Origin of the sequence: Streptomyces sp. SLBN-8D4 (assembly GCF_049739545.1) — a bacterium.
In the GTDB taxonomy this organism is placed as follows: domain Bacteria; phylum Actinomycetota; class Actinomycetes; order Streptomycetales; family Streptomycetaceae; genus Streptomyces; species Streptomyces canus_C.
The window spans coordinates 97,183-117,371 of record NZ_JBMGQC010000001.1 but is presented as its reverse complement, the minus strand read 5'-3'; the positions used below and the strand labels follow the sequence as shown (position 1 = coordinate 117,371).

At 68.7% G+C, this 20,189-nt stretch carries 16 protein-coding genes and 2 pseudogenes; 10 read left to right on the top strand and 8 right to left on the bottom strand.

The window, feature by feature from the left end; translation table 11 throughout:
• Window positions 1–52: 52 nt before the first annotated feature.
• Window positions 53–2,962, bottom strand: coding sequence for a BTAD domain-containing putative transcriptional regulator (locus RKD20_RS00560; RefSeq protein WP_424875842.1), 2,910 nt, complete (start codon window positions 2,960–2,962; stop codon window positions 53–55).
• Window positions 2,963–3,111: 149 nt separating this feature from the next.
• Here RKD20_RS00560 and RKD20_RS00555 point away from each other — a divergent pair, with 149 nt between their 5' ends.
• Both RKD20_RS00555 and RKD20_RS00550 read left to right on the top strand, forming a co-directional pair.
• Window positions 3,112–3,381, top strand: coding sequence for a hypothetical protein (locus RKD20_RS00555; protein WP_424875841.1), 270 nt, complete (start codon window positions 3,112–3,114; stop codon window positions 3,379–3,381).
• A gap of 516 nt (window positions 3,382–3,897) precedes the next feature.
• Window positions 3,898–4,361, top strand: a pseudogene (locus tag RKD20_RS00550) (IS3 family transposase); the annotation flags it as partial.
• Window positions 4,362–4,685: 324 nt separating this feature from the next.
• Here the strand turns inward: RKD20_RS00550 and RKD20_RS00545 are convergent.
• From RKD20_RS00545 to RKD20_RS00530, 4 genes are read right to left on the bottom strand one after another with little or no spacing between them, the layout of a single operon-like run.
• Window positions 4,686–5,666 carry an ABC transporter permease gene (locus tag RKD20_RS00545; RefSeq protein ID WP_424875840.1) on the bottom strand — a complete coding sequence of 327 codons (981 nt, stop codon included), beginning with the start codon at window positions 5,664–5,666 and terminating at the stop codon, window positions 4,686–4,688.
• Window positions 5,663–5,839 carry a hypothetical protein gene (locus tag RKD20_RS00540; RefSeq protein ID WP_424875839.1) on the bottom strand — a complete coding sequence of 59 codons (177 nt, stop codon included), beginning with the start codon at window positions 5,837–5,839 and terminating at the stop codon, window positions 5,663–5,665. The genes RKD20_RS00545 and RKD20_RS00540 overlap by 4 nt, the downstream gene beginning before the upstream one ends.
• A gap of 4 nt (window positions 5,840–5,843) precedes the next feature.
• On the bottom strand, window positions 5,844–7,199 hold the full coding sequence (locus RKD20_RS00535; RefSeq protein ID WP_424875838.1) for an ATP-binding cassette domain-containing protein: 1,356 nt from the start codon (window positions 7,197–7,199) through the stop codon (window positions 5,844–5,846).
• Window positions 7,196–8,272 (bottom strand): sugar ABC transporter substrate-binding protein, encoded by a 1,077-nt coding sequence (locus RKD20_RS00530; RefSeq protein ID WP_424875837.1) that lies wholly within the window; start codon window positions 8,270–8,272, stop codon window positions 7,196–7,198. Before RKD20_RS00530 ends, RKD20_RS00535 begins: the two co-directional genes overlap by 4 nt.
• Window positions 8,273–8,431: 159 nt before the next feature.
• Between RKD20_RS00530 and RKD20_RS00525 the strand changes: the two genes are divergently transcribed.
• The 4 genes from RKD20_RS00525 (at window position 8,432) to RKD20_RS00510 (ending at window position 13,076) form a co-directional block, all read left to right on the top strand.
• Window positions 8,432–9,127, top strand: coding sequence for a GAF domain-containing protein (locus RKD20_RS00525; protein WP_424875836.1), 696 nt, complete (start codon window positions 8,432–8,434; stop codon window positions 9,125–9,127).
• A 282-nt stretch (window positions 9,128–9,409) separates the two neighbouring features.
• Window positions 9,410–9,616 (top strand): hypothetical protein, encoded by a 207-nt coding sequence (locus RKD20_RS00520; RefSeq protein ID WP_424875835.1) that lies wholly within the window; start codon window positions 9,410–9,412, stop codon window positions 9,614–9,616.
• Between the two features lie 597 nt (window positions 9,617–10,213).
• A complete protein-coding gene (locus tag RKD20_RS00515; protein ID WP_424875834.1) occupies window positions 10,214–12,646 on the top strand; it encodes a SpoIIE family protein phosphatase in 2,433 nt (810 codons plus the stop codon).
• The gene (locus RKD20_RS00510) at window positions 12,549–13,076 is read left to right on the top strand and encodes a hypothetical protein (protein WP_424875833.1); all 528 of its coding nucleotides are present in this window, start codon (window positions 12,549–12,551) and stop codon (window positions 13,074–13,076) included. Before RKD20_RS00515 ends, RKD20_RS00510 begins: the two co-directional genes overlap by 98 nt.
• A gap of 328 nt (window positions 13,077–13,404) precedes the next feature.
• Here RKD20_RS00510 and RKD20_RS00505 read toward each other — a convergent pair whose 3' ends face one another.
• From RKD20_RS00505 to RKD20_RS00495, 3 genes are all read right to left on the bottom strand, one after another.
• Window positions 13,405–13,629, bottom strand: coding sequence for an NAD(P)H-dependent oxidoreductase (locus RKD20_RS00505; protein WP_424875832.1), 225 nt, complete (start codon window positions 13,627–13,629; stop codon window positions 13,405–13,407).
• Between the two features lie 91 nt (window positions 13,630–13,720).
• Complete coding sequence (locus RKD20_RS00500) at window positions 13,721–14,623, bottom strand: alpha/beta hydrolase (RefSeq protein ID WP_424875831.1); 903 nt, start codon at window positions 14,621–14,623, stop codon at window positions 13,721–13,723.
• 40 nt (window positions 14,624–14,663) lie between these two features.
• Window positions 14,664–15,884: an FAD-dependent oxidoreductase gene (locus RKD20_RS00495; protein ID WP_424875830.1), complete on the bottom strand. Its 1,221-nt coding sequence runs from the start codon at window positions 15,882–15,884 to the stop codon at window positions 14,664–14,666.
• Window positions 15,885–16,077: 193 nt separating this feature from the next.
• Between RKD20_RS00495 and RKD20_RS00490 the strand changes: the two genes are divergently transcribed.
• From RKD20_RS00490 to RKD20_RS00475, 4 genes and pseudogenes are all read left to right on the top strand, one after another.
• On the top strand, window positions 16,078–16,995 hold the full coding sequence (locus RKD20_RS00490) for a LysR family transcriptional regulator (RefSeq protein ID WP_424875829.1): 918 nt from the start codon (window positions 16,078–16,080) through the stop codon (window positions 16,993–16,995).
• A gap of 89 nt (window positions 16,996–17,084) precedes the next feature.
• On the top strand, window positions 17,085–17,492 hold the full coding sequence (locus RKD20_RS00485; RefSeq protein ID WP_424875828.1) for a hypothetical protein: 408 nt from the start codon (window positions 17,085–17,087) through the stop codon (window positions 17,490–17,492).
• Window positions 17,493–17,559: 67 nt separating this feature from the next.
• Window positions 17,560–18,477, top strand: a pseudogene (locus tag RKD20_RS00480) (IS630 family transposase); the annotation flags it as partial.
• A gap of 381 nt (window positions 18,478–18,858) precedes the next feature.
• Window positions 18,859–19,407: an AMIN-like domain-containing (lipo)protein gene (locus RKD20_RS00475; protein ID WP_424875827.1), complete on the top strand. Its 549-nt coding sequence runs from the start codon at window positions 18,859–18,861 to the stop codon at window positions 19,405–19,407.
• Window positions 19,408–20,189: the final 782 nt, after the last annotated feature.

Sequence of the window (20,189 nt, the reverse complement as noted above, 5' to 3'; positions counted from 1 at the left end):
TCCTGGCATGCTCTGTCCCGCAGTCCGGCGCCGCGACCTGCGAGGCCGCTCCTCAGCCGTACGTGGGTTCATCTCTCAGCCGGTCGCGCGCCTGTTCGGCCTCGGGATGACCGAGTTCGTCGAGGATCCGCACCGCCTTCCGCCACAGGGGCACGGAGGCGGCGCGGCTTCCCCGGGCCTCGTGGGTGTCCCCCATGTGCAGGAGCGTGTCCGCCTCCAGGTAGCGGTCGTTCATGCGCTGGTAGAGCTTCAGGGCGCGCTCGTAGCAACGGAGGGCTTCTTGGTGGTGACCCATGTGATGGTGGGCGTACCCGAGGCTGTCCCAGGCCGCGGCCTCGCCGTTGGTGTCGCCGATCTTCTGGTGCAGGGCCACCGCCTGGGTGCACTCGGTAACGGCCTGCAGGTAGGCACCGTGGAGGATGTAGGTCCATCCCGTCTCGTTGAGGACGAGCGCCTGCCCGGTGAGGTCGTCCGCGGACCGGTACAGGTCCAGGGCCTGCGCATAGTGGCGCAGGGCCGCGTCGTGTTCGTCGCGGCAGTTGGCCAGGAAGGCCAGCGAACGATGCACGCGGGCCCGGCCGTTGGGGTTGCCGAGCGTGGTGAACAGTGCCATCGCCTCATGGAGCTCGGTGTGGGCCCGGTCGTACTGGGCGAGGCGCCCGTACGCGAATCCCAGCGACCGACGGGCCTGTGCCTCACGGAGCTGGTCCTGGAGCAGCAGGGCGGACTCCACGGCGATGGACTGAATGTCGATCTGATCCTGCCAGCGGCCCCTGCGGTCCAGATACAGCTCCAGGGCCTGTGCCAGCAGCCATGCCTGGGCCGGGTGGCCCATGCTCTTGGCCTGGCCCACGGTCGACAACAGCACGGGCAGTTCCCGCTCCAGCCAAGCCGCGGCCGAGTCTGGGTCCGTCAGCGGCTCGAGTGCGACGCCCGGCTCCGCGGGGGCATCGGGGGCATCGTCGATGCGGTGCGGCGTCAGCGCGGTCGCGGCGGTGTGAGCGCCGTGAACATAGTGGTCGAGCAGGCGCCGTACGGCCGACCCGCGCGCGTCGTCATCCTCGTGAGCCTGGATCTGTTCGGACGCGTAGATCTTGATCATGTCATGGAACGCGAAACGGTTCGGCACCGGTCGGATCATCAGGTGGGCATCGGCCAGCTTGGCCAGGAGGGTCGTGGTCCGGCGCACCGGCAGCGCGGCGAGACTTGCCGCGGCCGTGGCGGACATGTCCGGTCCGGGGTGCAGGGACAGCAGCCGCAGGAGCCTTGCCGCCTCGCGCTCGAGGCCGTCGAGGGACCAGGAGAAGACGGTGCGCAGGTCGGTGTAGGGGTCCTCGTCGGCGAAGGCGTCGAGGCTGCAGCGGTCGGCTTGGAGCTCGGCGGCTATGGACGCGAGGGAGAAGCCGGGCAGGGTGGCTGCGCGCGCCGCGATGATCGCCAGGGCGAGCGGCAGCCGATGGCAGAACTCGACGATCGCGTCGACGGCTTCGGGTTCGGCGGTGGTCCGCTCCTGGCCCAGGTGACGCGCGAGGACTTCACGGGACTCCGCCTCGGTCAGCGGCCCGAGGATCAGCGGGGCGGCCCCATGGGTGGCGACGAGGCCACGCAGCTGGGTGCGGCTGGTGATGACGACCAGGCAGGTGGAGCTGCCCGGCAACAGGGGCCGCACATGCTGCGAGTCGCGCGCGTTGTCGAGAACGACCAGAACCCGACGGTCCGCGAGGAGGCTTCGGTAGAGGGCGACCTGGGAGTCGACGTCGGGGGGCAGGTGTCGTGCGGACACGCCCAGCGCGATCAGGAACGAACGCAGGGCTTCGGCGGCGGTTACGGAGGGCCCGCTCGCGTCGAAACCGCGGAGATTGACGTAGAGCTGGCCATCGGGGAAAAGGTGCGCGAGACGGTGTGCGAGATGCACTGCGAGGGTGGTCTTGCCAACGCCGGCCATTCCCTCAATGGTGTTGATCACCGCCGAGATTCCGCATTCTTCGTCGATTTTCTCGAGAGCGCTGGTGATCTGGGCCAGTTCGTCTCGGCGGCCGACGAAGGTGCGTAAGTCCAGAGGAAGTTGTGTGGGGCGGATTGTGGTCGGCAGATTCGGCCGCCCAGGCGGTGACTGGGGCGCCGGGGGACCGGAGGCGTCCTTCGGGGGGACCTCGTGGCGCCTGTCCTGGGGAATTGTGGCTCGTTTCGATTGGCTTAGCAGACTGGCGTGGGCGACGCGGAGTTCCGGGCTCGGCTCGATACCGAGCTCGTTTTTCAACCGCAAGCGCATCTCCTGAAACAGCCCGACCGCTTCCGCTTGACGGCCCGTCTGGGCGAGCGCCTGGATCAGCCGGGCGTACAGCGACTCGTCCAACGAATACTGCGCGATCGCCCGCTGCAGCAACGGCAGAACCGGATCGGGCATGCCCAGTGTCAGCATCAGGTCGGCGCCCTCGCGCAGGGCCGCCAGGTGTTCGCTGTCCACGGCGGAGAACAGTGGGTGCACCCGGATGTCCTGCGGAACTCCCTGTGCTGCCTCTCCGCGCCAGAGGGAGAGTGCCTCGGTGTACAGTTCCGCGGCGCTGCTCGCCTCGCCACCGTCGGCGGCATCGCGGGCATGGGCGACAAGGTCACGGAAGTGCAGCAAGTCGAGAGTGCGGGTGTCGACATTGATGCCGTACCCACCGGCACGGCGCACCAAGAGGTTGCCCGGGGCGCGGGGAGGAAGTCCGGGCTCCAGCAGTTTCCGTAACGAGCCGATATGACGGTGGACGACGTTCACGGCGCTGTTCGGCGGATCGCCGTGCCACAGAACGTCGACGATCTGGCTCAGACCGATGGTCTGCCCGGCGTGTAACAGAAGTAATGCCAGTAAGGCGCGCTGCTTTGGCGGTCCCAGGGGTAACTCGGCGCCTCTTCGCCACACTTTAACCGATCCCAGGACCGCAAACCGCACGTGATGATTCTCGTCGTCTTTCATTTTCACAAGTCCCGGTAGAAGGATCCTGACCCCAGGCGGAGCTCAACCGACTCACACGACACCAAGAGTGACTCGCGAGGGGCTTGAGATCAAAACAGGGGCTTTGCCGAGATGGCTGAAGGGCGCCGTGTCTGTCGGGTGCCAGGGAGGTGTCTCCCTCCGCCGTCGGGAAGATCGCGGTGGGGCAGCTGCTGCGGGACGCCGAGGACCGCCGGCACGGCCTGTTCGCCCGGGACGGCAGACGCCTGGAGTGCGCCGCACGGGACACACCGACCGATGTCCTGGTCCCAGGCACGCCCGTCCGCACCAAGCGCCTCTCAGCCGACCCGGTCACCGCACCCCCGCCCTCACCCCGCACGGTCGCCGGCTGGATCCTCCGGCACCCGAGTCCCTCTCCGAGGGCGAACAGCCCCGGATGAAGGCCGTCCTGGCCCACTGCCCCGAACTGGAAGCCAGACACGTCCGTTCGTTCGCTCAGGTCCTCACCGAGCGACACGGCCAACGGCTGCCCGAGTGGCTCGATGGCGTCCGCCAGGACGACCTTCCAGCCTCCACACTCTCGCGGACCCTGTCGGCCAGGGCGATACCGCAGTCGGCTCCGACTCCTCGCGCTGCGGTTTGTCCGGTGGTGCCGGGGCGGCACGCAGACAGTCGCGGTGCTGGTGGACGCACTTCTCCGCGGCATCGCCCAGGTTGTGCCATAGGTGCCACCGGGTGCGCGACCTGGAGGGCCTCCGGCGTCGTATCCCCGTGAAGCGAAGGAGACGGTGGCGTCCGCCTTCACCGACCGCGAGTCCATGACCGCCGCACTCGCCTCCTCCTCACGCCCTTCAGCGTCACGGACGGCTCCGCGCAGCCGGTCGTGCAGTTCGGCCACCAGGCCCGTATCCCGCCAGCGGGAGAAGAAGGCATACACACGAGGCCAGGGCGGGAAGAGGGAAGGGTGGGTCTACTGCGCGGCGGTCCTGGATGCGTTCAGCCGCAGGATCGTGGGCTGGTCCATCGACTCACGGCAGGACTCCACCCTCGTGGTCAACGCGCTGGACATGGCCATCCGCAACCGCCGCCCCGAGCCGGGCGGGATCGTTCACGCCGATCACGGACCCAGTTCACCTCCTGGGTCTTCGGGGAGCGGATCCGCTCCGTCGGCCTCCTGCCGTCGTTCGGCACCGTCGGGGACGGCCTGGACAACGCGATGATGCAGTCGTTCTGGTCCTCGAAGCAGATCGAGCTGCTCAACCGCAAGCGCTGGAAGACCCGGGTCGAACTGGCCAACGCGATCTTCGAGTTCATCGAGATCTTCTACAACCGCCAGAGACGACATTCAGCACTGGGCTACCGCACCCCCATCGAGTACGAACTGCTCTCCGCACAAGACACCACCCACGCTGTCAGTTAGCCAACCCAGCTGGAACCCAAAGCGTGGGGCAGGTCAAGATGTCACCCGATCGTGCGGCAGACCCTTCTTGGCCGCTGTGCGAGACGGTGTCAAGGCCCGTGCAGTGAGCTTCTTTGAGTTGGCCACCGATCATGTGCCGGACCCGAAGCGCAACGAGCGAGGCCCCCGAGGGCTGATCGAGATGTCTGCCGCATCAATCACATTGCTCGGGGCCTGAGTAGAGGGGGAGTGCCAGGTAGGCCAGTACTGCGATGCCCAGTGCGCTGGTCGGCAGCAGGCGCTCAGGTCGGCTCAAAAAGGCCCGGGCGATCCAGGTTCGGGACATCATCGGGCTCCTTGGCGAGACCGGAGGTGGACCATGACCACGATGGCGAGCACGATCAGTCCCTTGACCATGACCTGTGCCCCGGTGCTGTAGCCGCGCAGAAGCAGGACGTCGGAGAGGGCGGCGATCAGCACGGCTCCGCACAGTGTGCGAACTGCCGAGCCGCTTCCTCCGGCGATCGGGGTCCCGCCGGCGAGTACGGCGGCGATCGCGTCGAACGTCAGGGTGCCTCCGAGGTTGACGTTCGCGGTGGTGTTGAAAGCGCCGCTGAAGGAGGCCGCGACCGCGAACAGGGCGCCGGCCAGAAGCCAGGCGACGGTGATGGTGCGTCCGACGGCAAGGCCTGCCGCAGTGGCCGCGCGCCGGTTCTCACCCGTGAGATAGAGCGTCCTGCCGAAGCCTGACCGGCGGAGCAGGAGCTCGAACAGGACGGTGAAGGCCACGAGTACGTAGACACTCAACGCAATGCCGCCCGGCGTCGCATTGAGGTGGATGTAACCCGCACCCCGAGGAGCGACCGAGGTGCCTCCGGTGACCCAGGTCGCCACACCGACCAGAGCGAAGCCGGCCACGATGCTCAGCACGATGGGGTTGGCCTCTCCGTACCCGACTGCCAAGCCTTGGAGCGCGGTGATGGCGGCGCCGGCGGCGAGCGTGGCCAGCAGTGAGGGAACCAGCCCCCACGACTGGGTCGCGAGGAACACCATGGCGCATACCGAGGCGGTCTCGGAGATCGCGAGGGAGACCGACGTCCCGGCGATCACGATGAGGGTCAGCCCGAGAGCGGCGATGCCGACGAGGCTGGCAGAGGTGAGAACCGCACGTAGGTTGTCGAAGGTGTAGAAGCGGTGCGTCGCCGCGCCAAGAATGAGAAGGGCGACGAGAGCAAGGGCGGCGACAGCATCGCTCCAGGCGACCGTGCGCCGGGTGCCTTTCGTGGCTGTGTCCGCGGTGTCCAGGGGTGTCTGTACTGTGCTCACCAGGCGCCTCCCACCTCGTGCACGGCGGTGCCGTGGGTCATCTCGAAGAGCAGCGCGTCCCCGGAGGTCACGCTGTCGTGCCGGGCGACGACCTCGCCCTTGTAGAACGTGACGACGACGTCGGCGAGTTCGACGAGCTCGTCGAGCTCGGTGGACGCGAACAGGACCGTCATCCCGTCAGCCGCGGCCTGGCGGACGAGCCGGTGGATGGCCGCCCGCCCGCCGACGTCCACGCCACGCGTGGGTTCGTCCAGGAGCAGCACTTTCACGTCCGGGCGTTCGAGCGCCCGTGCGACGAAGACCTTCTGCTTGGTTGCCACCGCTGAGGTCACCGACCGCGACCTCCAGGCGCTCCTGCAGTCCGCAGGACGCCGCAAGCCGGCGCTCGCATGCTCGCCACGCCCGGCTACGGATCGCCCCGACTCGGGTGAAGGACGGGATCCTCGTGGCCATGAGGTTCGTGCCGACGGGGCGTCGCAGGAACAGGCCCTCGGACTTGCGGTCGTTGGAGGCGAACGCGATGCCGCCCTTCGAGGCGGCAACGGGGTCGCCGGCAGTCAGATGCCGTCCGCCGACGCTGACGCGCCCGCGCATCGCCGGCTCGAGACCGGCTATGCCACGCAGCATCTCGGAAGCACCCGAACCTACTTGGCCGGCCAGGGCGTAGACAGTGCCGGCATGAGCGTCGAGGGACAGGCTCTCGAACCGTCCGGGCACAGCGATCGCGTGGAGTTGCAGAGCCACCTCGCCGACGTCCGCCGGCCGCTTGGGACTGTTCTCCGGCTTCCCGCCGAGGATGTGCCTGATCAGGCTCTGGACGGTGAGTTTCGCCGTGTCGGCCACGGTCACGACGCGGCCGTCGCGCATGACCGTCACCCGGTCGCACAGCTGGAGCACCTCGCCGAGCCTGTGGGAGACGAAGAGCACGGAGCAACCTGCGGCGGCCACGCGGCGTACGGCGGCATAGACCCGCTCGCTCTCGACATCGCTGAGCGTCGCGGTCGGTTCGTCGAGGATGACCACGCGGGCACGCTGACCCATGGCCCTGGCGATTTCGACCAGTTGTCGCTCGCCGAGTCCCAGCGAGCGGAGCGGCTGGTCGGGGTGTACGTGCGCGAGCCCCATCTCGTCGAGCATGGCGCGGGCACGAGCCCGTTCCTGCCGACGCCGGTGAACCCACCCGGCGCTGCGATCGCCGAGAAGGAGATTCTCGGCCACCGTCAGGGCCGGCACGACGCTGAGTTCCTGGTCGACCAGCGCAATGCCCGCCAGCTGGGCGCTGCCCCTGTTGCGCAGCTCGACGACCTCGCCTTCGACGCTGATGGTGCCGGCCTCGGGGCTCTCCTGTCCCGAGAGCATCTTGACGACCGTGCTCTTGCCTGCGCCGTTGTGCCCGCACAGGGCGTGCACCTCACCTGCCCGAAGCGTGAGGTCGGCGCCGTGCACGGCCACCGTGTCGCCGTAGGTCTTGCGCAGGCCCCCGACGCTCACCAGCGGAGGGCCGGCCGGAGAGTCGTATGGCTGGGCGCTCATGCGTGGCTGCACTGTGCGGCGTACTGGTCGACGTTGGCGGCGGTGATCCGCTCTTCCTTGACGGTCTGCTTCCGCGGGGGGTTCTGGCCGCTGAGGTACTTCAGGACGTAGGCCGCCGTCTGGTTCGCGATCGTGCCTGGATCCTCGGTCGCCGTACCGTAGAGGGCGCCCTGCTTGATCGCGTCGATGCCGGCCTTGAAACAGTTGCTGCTGGTGACGATCAGGCCGTTCTTCCCACCGACCCCGCAGCCCGCCTGCTTGGCCGAGGCGATGATCGGGAGTGCCATGTAGTCCGCCATACCGTAGGCAGCCTGGATCCCGTTGCAGCTGTGCTTCGCCAGCAGCTGGGTCGCGATCTGGCCCGACAGCGTGGGGTCCCAGTTGCCGTCCTGGGTTTCGATCACCTTGTAGCCGGGAGCGGTCGCCATCTCGGCGCTGAAGCCCTGCATACGATCCTGGGTCACCAGCGAGGAAGCGGTGCCGGTGACGACGACCACGTTGCCGGAGCTGCGCCCTTGAGCCTTGAGGCCCTCGATGATGTTGTCGGCAGCGGCCTTGCCGAGGGCGACGTTGTCGCTCACGACCTGAAGCACGTCACCGTCGACCTTCGGGTCCGGGCGGCCGTCGAAGACCAGGACCGGTACGCCGGCCTGCTTCGCCTTGGCGATCGGGACCGCCATCGACTTCGTGTCGAGCAGCGCGGTCACGATGAGGTCGGGCTTGTCCGCGATCGCCTGATTGAAGTTCTGTACCGCGGTACCCGCATCCATGGTGGTCAGGTCCTTGAGCGTGACGTCGGCGGCCTTGAGTTTCTTCTCGAAGACGCCGTTGAAGTACGCAGCCCACTGGTTCGTGTTGCCGTAGCCGATGAAGTCGACGGTCTTGCCCGCGGGGCTCCCGCTGTTGCCCGTGCCCGACGATCCGGCAGCCGTCGACGATGAGCCGGCGCAACCGGCGGCCAGTGCCGCCATCGCGACCAGAGATCCAGCCAGAGCGATCTTGTTGACCCGCTGGCGGCCGGTCTTTCTCAGGGTGGTCTTCCCGCCTGTGACCGGGCGTGTTTCAGGCTTCATGGGTTCCTCGCAGGCACCTCGATGTGTCTTCCGTCATGCGTCACAGTAGGTACAGTTCCTTCAGTGGAAGAGGTATGAAAAATCCACTCCTATGCGCCACGTGGTGCATGTTTCCAACACCACTCCATGACGGTGGTGTGACGGGAGGATGTGAAGGAGATGACGTCGACAGCGTCGCCATTTCCCGCCGACGAGAGCTCGCAGGCCTATCACCTCCGGCGCAAGCGCGAGCTCTCATCGCTCTATGCGACCGCCAGGTCACTGACCGCGCTGGGAGAACTCGATGACGTGCTGCGGTCGATCGTGCGCCACGCTCACGAACTCATCGGCACGGACTTCACGTACCTGTCCCTGCTCGGCCCGGACAATGCACTGTCAGTCCGTGCCTCGGAAGGCACCATCTCCGCCGACTTCCTTGCCTCCGGCATTCCTCCGGGCACCGGACTCGGAGGGCAGGTGATCGAGCGGCGCAAGCCGATCTGGGTCAGCAACTACCTCATCGCCGACGAGCTCAACCACGACCACGACTTCGACGGACTCGTCGCACGAGAAGGGCTGACCGCGCTGCTCGGGGTGCCCTTGCTGGTCCGCGGCCAGGCGGTCGGCGCCCTGTTCGCCGCCGACCGCTCGGAGAGGTCATTCAGCTCGGAAGAGATTGCGCTCTTCAGCGCATTCGCAGATCACGCCGCGATCGCGCTCGACAACGCTCGTCTGTACGACCAAAGCCGCACCGCCCTCGAGAAGCTGCAGTCGGCCTATCGCGTCATCGAAGAGCACGTTGCCACGATCGAACGCGCACAAGCCGTCCACGAGGCGCTCACCGAAGCCGAGAATCAACACGTTGGTCACCCCTGACCGGTCCCCGACCCGACCCGGAAATGCCCCTGATATGGCGCCGCGTGCGGCGCCGGCACGCCTAACGTGAAGATGCCCCGGCCGGGTCCGTACGCCTGAGACAAAAGATCTCGTCACGAGGAGGACCCATGCAGCCAAGGGGCAGATCCGCACTGCGGCGGATCGTCACCCGGGGTACAGCCATCGCCGGGGGAATCGCCATGGCTGTCTTACCGAGCCTCGCCGCCGCTCCGGCGGTCCATGCGTCGCCGTCCACCACGGGAGCTCTGCGCTGGACACCGTGTGACGCGTTCGGAGAACCCGGGAGCCGAGTGCGCCGCTCTGTCGGTGCCGGTCGACTGGGCCCGCCAGGGCGGCCCGAGACTCGCCCTGGCGGTGGCCCGCCGCAAGGCCACCGACGCTGGGGCGCGCGTCGGGTCGATGGTGTTCGGGCCCGGCGGTCCGGGCGACTCGGGCGTGCAGATGGTGGTGGGCAATATCAGCCGTTAAATTGACACACCCCCACCGGGTTCCCCAACGCGTTTCTGCTTCTCGGTCCTGGCCTGGGTACCGGGCACAGCTCCGCGTTCACCATCCTCGAAGCCCAGCTCGATCTCGCCTTCGGCGCGATCCGCTCAGCACGCGCCGAGGGGTGGGCGTCGCTCGAGGTGCGCCGCGACGTGCAGAGCGCCTGCAACACCGAACTGCAGGCCGCCCTCGCGGGCACCGTCTACAACACCGGCGGATGCGGGAGCTACTACCTCGACGCCAACGGCCGCAACAGCTTCAGCTGGCCTTGGTCCACCGGCCGGCTCCGCACACAGGTGGCACGCTTCGACACCCGGGACTTCACCGTCATCCACCCCACCGACCAGTCATCACCCCCCCCGGCGGCGTGGACCGGCACAGGCCCGTGCAACCGGTGCGGCTCCCTCGACGGTCCACACGGCGGGCGGTGCGACGGTGGAACGGCACACCGTGACCGCACGACCCCGGAACGCGGCCGCTTGAGGGGGGTGTGCGAAGGCGGGATGCTGGAGGCAGCGCCCGTGAGGGGCGACGCAGTGCTGTGCTGTGTGGCTGCAAGAACGAGGTCGTGGTACCGCCATGGACAACGAGCCCGACACGACCGCAGCAAAGAGGGGTGCGGGACCAGCTGAGGACTTCGCCGTCGTCATCGACACCCGCGGAGCCGTCATGGCGTGGAGCGCCGGGGCGGGGCGCCTGCTCGGGTACCAGGCCGACGAGGTGATCGGCCGGCCGGCCGCCTACCTTCTGGCCGCGAAGCTGCCCATCGCGTTGCGGCGCCATCTGGCCGCCCGGGAACCGTGGACGAGCGACGTGGCGCTGCGGAAACGGGACGGAGACCACATCAAGCTGCAGCTCCGGGGCACCCCGCTGGCGGGCGGGGGCGGTGGGACCGACTGGGTCGTCAGCCCGGCGGCAAAGACATATCCCTCCGCGCCGGCCGATGCCGGGACGGCGGAGCTGTGGGATCTCACGCTCGCGCAGCTCCCCTTGCCCGTGGCGGTATACGACCATGAGGCACGGTTCGTGGCCTGCAACCAGATGATGAGCCATGCCATGGGGCTCACACAGGAGGAGATGAGAGGCCTGACGTTGTGGGAGATCTACCCCGTCCCCCCGCTGGACGAGATCGACCGCCTCCAGCGGCAGGTGGTGCGCACCGGCGAGATGATCTTCCGCGAGGAGCAGCCTTTCCGGGCGTCCGGGGAGGTCCGCGATCACGCGTGGTCGGTCTATCTGTCACCGCTGAAGGACCAGGCGGGCACAGTGCTGGGGCTGTCGGCCATGGTGAACGACATCACCGAGCAGTACTGGGCCCGCCGCCGCCTCGCGGTGCTCAACGAGGCCAGCACGCGCATTGGCAGCTCCCTGGACGTGACCCGGACAACCGAGGAACTGGCCGAGGTGGCGGTGGACGGCTTCGCCGACTTCGTCACCGTCGACCTGCTGGAGTCGGTCGTCCAAGGACATGAGCCGCAACCGATCCCGCCCGACACGCAAGTGCAATGCCGTCGGATCGCGCAACGGTCGGTGCTCTCAGGGTGCCCGGAATCCGTGCTGCGGGCGGGCGACATCGACGCCTACCCTCCCGGCTCCCCACCTGCCCAGGCGCTGAGCACCGGCCAGGGTGCCCACTATCGTGCCGGCGATCCGGAGCTGCGCCGGTGGGCCACGGCCTCCCCGGCCCGCGCCGAGAGCATGCGACGGTTCAGGATCCATTCGGTGATGATGGTGCCGCTGCGAGCCCGGGGCGTCACCCTGGGCGTGATGCACCTGCTGCGGCACCGTACGGCGGACCCCTTCGGCGAGGACGATCTGGTGCTCGCCGAGGAGATCGCCGCCAGGGCCGCGGTGAGTATCGACAACGCCCGCCGCTACACCCGCGAGCGCCGGACCGCGCTCACTCTCCAGCGCAGTCTGCTGCCCGAGCGGCTGCCACGAGCGCAGGCGGTGGACCTCGCCTACCGGTACCTTCCCGCCAGTTTGGGGGACGAGATCGGCGGAGACTGGTTCGACGTCATCGCACTGTCCGGAGGACGGCTCGCGCTGGTGGTGGGCGACGTGGTCGGCCACGGCGTGCACGCCTCGGCCACGATGGGCCGCCTCCGCACCGCAGTACGGACCCTCGCCGACGCAGACTTCACGCCCGACGAGCTGCTCACCCGGCTGGACGACCTGGTCATCCGGCTCGACCGGGAGGAAGGCCCGGACACCCGGGGCCAGCCGGAGGAAGCCTCCGGAGAGATCGGGGCGACCTGCCTCTACGCCGTCTACGACCCTGTCGCCGGCCGCTGCGACATGGCCCGGGCCGGGCACCCTCCACCCGTACTGGTCACCCCCGACGGCACCGTACAAGTTCTGGACCTGCCCGCCGGGCCGCCGCTCGGCCTGGGCGGACTGCCCTTCGAGGCAGCTCGATTCGAGGTGGGCGAGGACAGCCTGCTCGCCCTTTACACCGACGGACTGATCGAGGCGCCCGGCCGGGACATCGACGTCGGACTGGAGCTGCTGACCGAAGCGCTGCGCTGCTCCACCGCAGACCTGGAGGAAACCTGCGACGAGGTCATGCGCAAGATACGGCCCGACCCGCCGGCCGACGACATCGTCCTGCTGCTGGCGCGCACCTCCGGTCTCGGTGCGCACCAGGTCCGCACCTGGCGACTGCCCGCGGACCCCGCGACCGTTGCCGGGGCCCGCCGGATGGCGAGCGAACAGCTGGCCGCCTGGGGGCTGGCCGAGCTGGAGTTCTCCACCGAGCTGATCGTCAGCGAGCTGGTCACCAACGCCATCCGCTACGGCAACGCCCCCATCGACCTGCGGCTCATCCGCGCCGACGTGCTCATCTGTGAAGTCTCCGACGGCAGCAGCACCGCCCCGCACCTGCGGCGGGCCCGAGTCTTCGACGAGGGCGGACGTGGGCTGCTGCTCGTCGCGCAGGTGGCCGAGCGCTGGGGCAGCCGTCACACCGCCGTCGGCAAGACGATCTGGGCCGAACAGTCTCTGCCTCAGTGACACGAAGCACCTGGCGCGCGGTACGGAACCGATTGACCTCACCGCCGAGGAGTACGCGATCCGACGCCGGTCGCGCCCCGACGCCGTCGATCTCCTCGTCGACGAGACCGCACCGAGGACGGGGGAGCTGCGGGCGAAGGCCGTTGCCCTGCGGTCCCGGATCAGGATTCTGACCGACGCGTTCGCGGATGACGACGATGCGGACGCCGCCGAATTCAAGGCCGTTACCCGCAGGATCACGGCCCGGCTGGCTGACGTCGAGACGCAGATGGCGTGCCTGCAACGGTCGCGCATCCTGGTGGACCTCGTGACTGCCGAAGACTTTGCCAAGGCATGGAAGGCTCTGACGCTGGACCGGCAGCGCGCGGTTGTCGCGACGCTGGCCACGGTAACGCTCCTGCCAGGCCGTCCGGGCAGGACGCAGCAATGACGCCGCTCTCGAAGCCGCCGGTGTCCTCGGTTCCATCTGGTCGGCGACGGCCATGTGCATGGGGAAGGGCCAGGGCGTGCAGAGTGGGCAGCGTCAGCGTGCGCCAGTGGGGTGAGGGGCAGCCGCCCAGGGCGATGAACCCGGCCACGCGCGGCTTGAGGACCCTCGGGTCGGGGGCCGTGTCGAGGCTCAGAAGGCCGCGGGTCTCCTCCTGCTCGGCCCGTCCGTGTTCGCGGCGGGCGAGCGCCTCACGGACGAAGACCACGTCCGTGCGCGGACCGAAGACGCGGTCGATGAGGAGCTTCAACGCGCCCGGTGCGCTGCGGGTCTAGGTGGGGGAGCTGACGATCACGCCGTCCGCGTCGAGCAGTTGGTCGCAGAACCAGGCCGCGTCGTCCCCGGCGTTCGCGGTGGCGGCGGTCACCAGGGACAGGTCGGTCAGCCGTACCATCTCGACGGCTGTTCCCTCGCGCGCGGCCGCGATGAGCGCAGCCTTCAGCAGTACCTCGGCACTGCCGTCCTCCTGCCCGCAGGCAAGTCCGAGCAGACGCATCGACGACACCTCTCTGTGTTCGGGGATGGGGGGTCGGTCCGCCGGGCCGCGCGGGCTCCGGCGGACCGAACGGGCGCGGATGGTGGGGCGGTCAGCCGCGCAGGGTGGCGGCCAGCCAGTCGGCGCTGCGGGTGACGATCTCGGGGAAGTGGTGCGAGAGGATCTCGTAGTGCTGGCCCGGGTACTCGATGACCTGCTTCGGGTCGGGGATCCGCTCGTACATCTCGCGGGCCTCCTCGACGGGGGCGACGGTGTCCTTGGAGGCGAGGATCATCAGGACCGGGGCGGTGATGCGTTCGGCGTAGGCGCGCACCTCCATCTCGAAGATGCGGTCGAGGGTGGAGATGGTGATCTCGTTCCGGAAGCTGGGCAGGTGGTGGATCATGTTCTCGACGAATTCCAGACCCTCCTGGTCGCTGAACATGACCGGGTCCCCGGGTTCCGGGACGCCGTGCAGACGGATGCTCGCGGCCCGCTCGCCGCGCAGCTGGGCCTGGCGGTCGGCGGGGATGAGGGCTTCCAGCTCCGCGAGCGTGTCGGCCGGTTGGAGGGTGCGCGCGCTCCAGCCGCTTACCGGGGGGATGATGCTGACGACGGCTTTGACCCGGCGGTCGGTGGCGGCCGTGAAGAGGGAGTTGGCGCCCCCGATGCTGATGCCCCACAGGGCGATGCGGTCGGGGTCGATGTCCTGGCGCAGGGTCAGGTGGGTGATGACGTCGCGCAGGTCGCGGCACTGCTGCCAGGGGTCGAACTGCTGCCGGGGTTCGCCGTGGCTGTAGCCGGTGTTGCGGTGGTCGTAGATCAGGCAGGCCAGACCGGCGTCGGTGAAGCCCCGGGCGATGGCGAACATGGATTCCGCGGGACCGCCCAGGCCGCCCTGGAGGATGGCGACGGGCGGGCGTTCGGTGCCGTCGGTCGGGCGGAACAGTTTGCCCCGCAGGGTCAGTTCCTGCACTCGGAACTCGATGTCTTCGGTGTGTTCGGTGACGGGCATGCTTCTCCTCGTGGTGCGGCTCGTGTGGGGGAGGCGGCGATCAGGTGTGGCTGACGGGGAGGTCGTCGGGTAGGAATTCGGTGTCGATGGCCCGCGGGTCGGCCGAGGCACGCAGGATGGGGAAGACCTCGGCGCGCATTTCGTTCTCGTACTCGGCCACGGCCTCCGCCACGGGTGTGTCGCCGTGGGCGGCGCGCTCCAGGGCCCGGGCGAGAGCCGCGGCGTCGCGCAGTGCCGTGTTGCCGCCGGAGCCGAACGAGGGAGGCATGGCGTGGATCGCGTCGCCGAGCAGGGTGACACGGCCGGCCGGCCAAGGCTCTGCCGGCTGTAGGTGACGCGTGGACACCGGGAAGATCGTCGACGCGTCGACGTGCTCGACGAGTTCGGCCAGAGCGGGATCCCAGCCTTGTACCGCGGCGCGCATCAGCGCGTGCAGGGTTTCGGGGGAGCTGTTCCACAGGTCGGGAGCCCCTGCGGCGACAGGGCTGCCCGGCGGAAGGCCGAGGTTGACCATGATGTAGGGGTCGACGGGATCGACGGGGGCGCCGGGCGCCAGTTCGGCCACCGCCTCGGAGACCGGCCTGCGTGGCCGGTAGGTGCCGTACGCGAACATCGCGCCGTTCGGCCCCGTGGCGACGGCGAAACCGTCGAACAGTGCCTCGGGCAGGCTCGCCGCCAGATCGTCGGTCAGCGGTGCGATGGAGTACAGGCCGCGACTTCCGGTGTCCACGACCGGAACGTCGGGCAGCAACTGCCCGCGCACGACGGAGTTGATGCCGTCGGCGCCCACCAGTACGTCCCCGGTCGCGCTCGTGCCGTCGTCGAGCAGTACCCGTACTTTGTCGCCGTCCGTCTCGAAGCCGGTGACGGTGCTGTCATAGCGGACGATGTCCTCCAGGCCCAGGCCCATGATCTGGCGCAGCGTGCGCCGGTTGACCGCTGTGTGCGGCCGCTGCGGGTCATTGGGCGGGCCGATGTGGGGACGGGCGCCGAGTTCGCGGGCCTGGTGGTCGAGCAGGACCATGACCTCACGGCGCGGTGTCTCGCGCGAGGTCTGCATGTACAGCTCGAAGAGGTTGTCGGGCAGGCACTGCTGGAGAGCGCGGCCACCCGCGCCGTTCATGTGCAGGCGGTAGCCGGCGCGCCCGATGCCCGGTGCGCTCTCGTAGACGGTGCAGCTGATGCCCGCGCGGCGAAGACCCTGCGCGAGACAGATTCCTCCGATGCCTCCGCCGGCGATCAGGACATGGAACGACGGCATTGTCGCCTCCTTGATGGGCTCGGAACACCTGCATCGATCGGTGCAGGCCCGAGAACGTGAACGTCCGGGGTGGCGGCGGTTCGTCTGACACGAGATCCCGCCGAGCCGTGTCACCACTCTTGCGGCCCGCACTGGGATCAGGGAAGCCGAAATCACCTATGCTCGACATAGACAGAGCTGATGATCATTCGGGGTGGGTACCGTGACGCTGGACCTCAACCTGCTGGTGCCGCTGGATGCGCTCCTCCAGGAGCGCAGCGTGACGCGGGCAGCCCAAAGGCTCGGCCTGAGCCAGCCCTCGCTGAGCGCGGCCCTGGCCCGGCTGCGCCGGCACTACGGCGACGAACTCCTCGTCAGGGTGGGCAACAGCTACGAGCTGACCCCCCTGGCGGAACGCCTGGTGGAACACACCGAGCAGGCCCTGAGCTGGGCGGACCGGGTCCTTCAGACGCGCCCCGACTTCGACCCCACGCAGGCCCGGCACGAGTTCACCGTGATCATGGCCGACTGCCAACTGCCCACGTTCGGGCGAGCCCTGGCCGACTTGGTCCGCGCTGCCGCGCCGAATGTGCGGCTGCGGTTCCAGCACAGCACCGAACGCGTTGTGCAGCAGGCGCTGGACAACCTGCGCACGGTGGACGCCCTCGTCCTGCCCCAGGGCATCCTGTCGAACATCCCCACCTTCGACCTGTACAAGGACCGCTGGGTGTGCGTGGTGTCCGCCGACCGCGGCCCGGCCGTCCTAGGGCGGGAGGAACTGGAGGAACGCCCTTGGGTCTTGCCCTACCGTCACCCGTCGCCGGTCTTCTCCCCTCTGAACCGCCTGCACGCCGAGGGCATCGCACCGCACGCGGAGATCGTCACGGAGAACTTCCTGGCCATTCCCCACCTGGTCGCAGGGACCGACCGGATCGGCCTGATGCCCGAACGGGTCGCGATCCCCACCCTCTCCGGACAACCGATCACCGTCGCCCAACCCGCCTTCGAGATCGGCCACTTGGTGGAGTCCCTGTGGTGGCATCCCCTCCATGAGCGGGAACCGGCCCACATATGGCTGCGCCGCATGGCCGCTCAGGCCGGGCAGACAGTCGCGAGCGGCCCCATGGTCTAAAACAGGCCAGCCAGAACCCGACCGACCAACTGCGCTACTCGGCTCTGCAGCGCACCGACCCTCAGGGACAGGTGGTCCGCGGTCTGGTCTTGGCCCACAACGCTGACACTCACCTGTCGGCCGCCCTCAGCCTGCAGGTCGACGGCATCGTCGGCGAGGGCAACGTATGGCGGGTGATACCGGCCTGGCTGCCTTACGACCGGCTGCCGGCCGTGGTGCGTTCGAGCACCGGCTCCGCCTCCGCTGTCCACACCGCCTACCGCCCGGCAGTTGGCGGGCACTTCGTCATCGAGTCCCTGCTCGATGCCTTCGCGTTCTTCGCGCGGTGCGAACCCCGCCTTGTGCCCCGCGATCCCGGCACCGGCGACATCGTGATGCCCGGCTTCCTGCTGCCTGCCTACATCACCCACCACTACGAACGCCGTCATCCCGACCATCCCAACGGCAGCGCGCTCAAGGCGCAAGTCCGGGCCACACCTAGTGCTCTGACCGCATAGGTTGGCCGGTTTGGTGATCGCGGCGGTTGGATGGGTGGTGACGTCCGTTCCGACCGATGAAGGCGCGGTGGCCGAGCCTGTCCGTGTGCGCAGACTGACCGACCAGGAAGGGCGGAAACTGCAGCAGATCGTGCGCCGGGGCACCACCAACTCGGTGCGCTCCTGCGCGCGATGATGCTGCTGGCCCCCGTTGGCGGAAACCGGGTGCCAGTGATCGCCCAGCTGGTGCAGGCCGACGAGGACACCGTCCGGGACGTGATCCACCGCTTCAACGAGATCGGCCTGGCCTGCCTGGACTCTCAGTGGGCGGGAGGCCGCCCCCGCCAACTCAGCACTGACGACGAAGACTTCGTCATCCAGACGCCACCACCCGCCCGACCAGGCTCGGCCAGCCCTCACCCACTGGTCCCTGCGCAAGCTCGTCGCCTACCTGCGTAAAGTCCACGGCCACATGATCCGGATCGGCCGCGAGGCGTTACGCTGCCTGCTCGCCCGCCGCGGAGTGACCTTCCAGCACACCAAGACGTGGAAGGAATCCCCGGACCCTGACCGCGAGGCGAAACTGGACCGGATTGAGGAGGTCCTCGACCGTTTCGAGGACCGGGTCTTCGCCTTCGACGAGTTCGGCCCGCTCGGAATCCGTCCCGCCGCGGGCTCGGGCTGGGCCGAGCAGAAGCGCCCCGACCTGCTGCCCGCCACCTACCACCGCATCCACGGTGTGCGGTACTTGCACGGCCGCTACTCGGTCGGCGACGACACCCTGTGGGGCGTCAACCGCCGCAGAAAGGGCGCCGCCAACACGCTGGCCGCGCTGAAGTCGATCCGTGCCGCCCGACCCGACGGCGCACCGATCTGCGTAATCCTGGACAGCCTCTCCGCCCAAAAGAGCCCCGACATCCATCGCTGGGCGAAGAAGAACAAGGTCAAGCTGTGCTTCACCGAAGCGGCTGGCGCCACGGTCTCGCCGAGTGAACAGCGGTACGGGTCGAAGGTGAGCACGGTCCGGAAGGCGGGGTGAAAGGCAACGAGGACCAGTCGGCCGCTGGGCCACAGGGCTCTGGCTGCGCCGCCCATCCAGGCGCCGAGGTCCTCGGTCCAGGAGAGGACTCGGTAGGTGGCGACGACCAGGTCGAATCTGCCGTCAGCTCATCGGGCAGTCTTTGGGTGTCCGCTTCCACGAACTGCGAGAGAACTCGCGGGGGGTTCCCCCGTCGCGCGGTCCCGGATCACCGGTGAGGGGTCGACGTGACACCCCGATCAGAATGTCTGAAACATGGTGGTCATCCGCTCCAACCATCTCTCTGTCCTCTTTGTCTGACAGGGCATCGATGTGCGAGACGCAGGAACGGAAAGGGGCTGCTCACCGATGAGACGTTTGGCAACGGTGCTGGCGACGCTGGTACTGACTCTGACAGGGACAGGCGCCGTGCCGGCTGTCGCTGCCGCCCCGCAGGCTGCCGCATGCGAGACGGCGTGGGGAAGCATGGCGAAGGCAGGACCCGGATCGCTCGCGATGGTCGGGGCTCTGGCGGACGTTCGCACCGGCCGTCACGCCTGCTACGACCGGGTGGTTTTCGACATTCCAGGCATGACCATTGCCGACCCAGCCGGATACTGGGCGCGGTATGTGCCCAGCTTCGCCCACATGCCGTCGGGGACCGGGATCCCCGTCGCGGGCGGGGCAGTCATCGAGATCAGGTTCACCGCGCCGGTCAACCAGTCGCAGTATCCGGTCGGGCTCGCCGATCCGCTGCCGGGGCTTGACTTCAGCGGCTACCAGACCTTGAGGGACGCGAAGTTCGGCGGCTACTACGACTCGGCCACTCACATCGGACTCGGTGTCCGGGCCAAGCTGCCGTTCCGGATGCTGGTACTGCCCGGACGGCTGGTGGTGGACGTGGCGCACAGCTGGTAGCCGAGCCCAGGCCGCTCGCCGCCGGCGCCTACCGCAACCAGCGGCCGCAGCAGGGCCGCGTGGCCGCCTCCGCACGACACGGTCACCGGTGGGCGGCGGGGGCCGTCGGCTGCCCGGCACTGCGCACCGAATGGCACGCGAGGGCCAACCTCATCATCTCGAAGGGCATCGCGACCGAGGCTCAACGCGCCGGGCGCGGATACCGGCATGGATGACCTTGCCGGTATCCGTACCCGGGTACGGCTCGCAAGTCCCGACGGGTCGCGCTGCGCTCCTGGCGTTCGCCCACCTGGGGCAGTTCGTGGAGTACAAGACGCGTCGCGCCGGTGCCCCCGTGCTGTTCGTCCATCCCGCCTACACTCCGGCATGCGCGCACAGTGCGGTCACACGGACAAGCTGAACCCTGTCTCTCAGGGACGGTTCGCCTGCCGGTCGTGAGGATTCGTTGATCCCGCCGATCGCAATGCCTCCCGCAACATCCGTGCCCGTGGGGGGAGTTGCGGCGAAGCGGGGTGGCGCCACACGCCCCTGCACCCGCCCAGGGCGCTGGACTGAAGAGCCCACCCAGCAGCCAGTGGGGCTCTCTCCACGCCTGGCCCAGAGCTTGGGGAGCGTACTGTGCTGGCGCCCTCTGCAGATCTGGTAGAACCCTGACCACGTACTTCAAGTCCACCACCGCTACGCCGGCACCCGCAAGGGCACCCTGTCGGCCGCCGACGACCTCCACGGCGTCGACGGCGCCGAGGCGAAGGCGATCGCCGCAACCTGGAGCGCCTGCAACA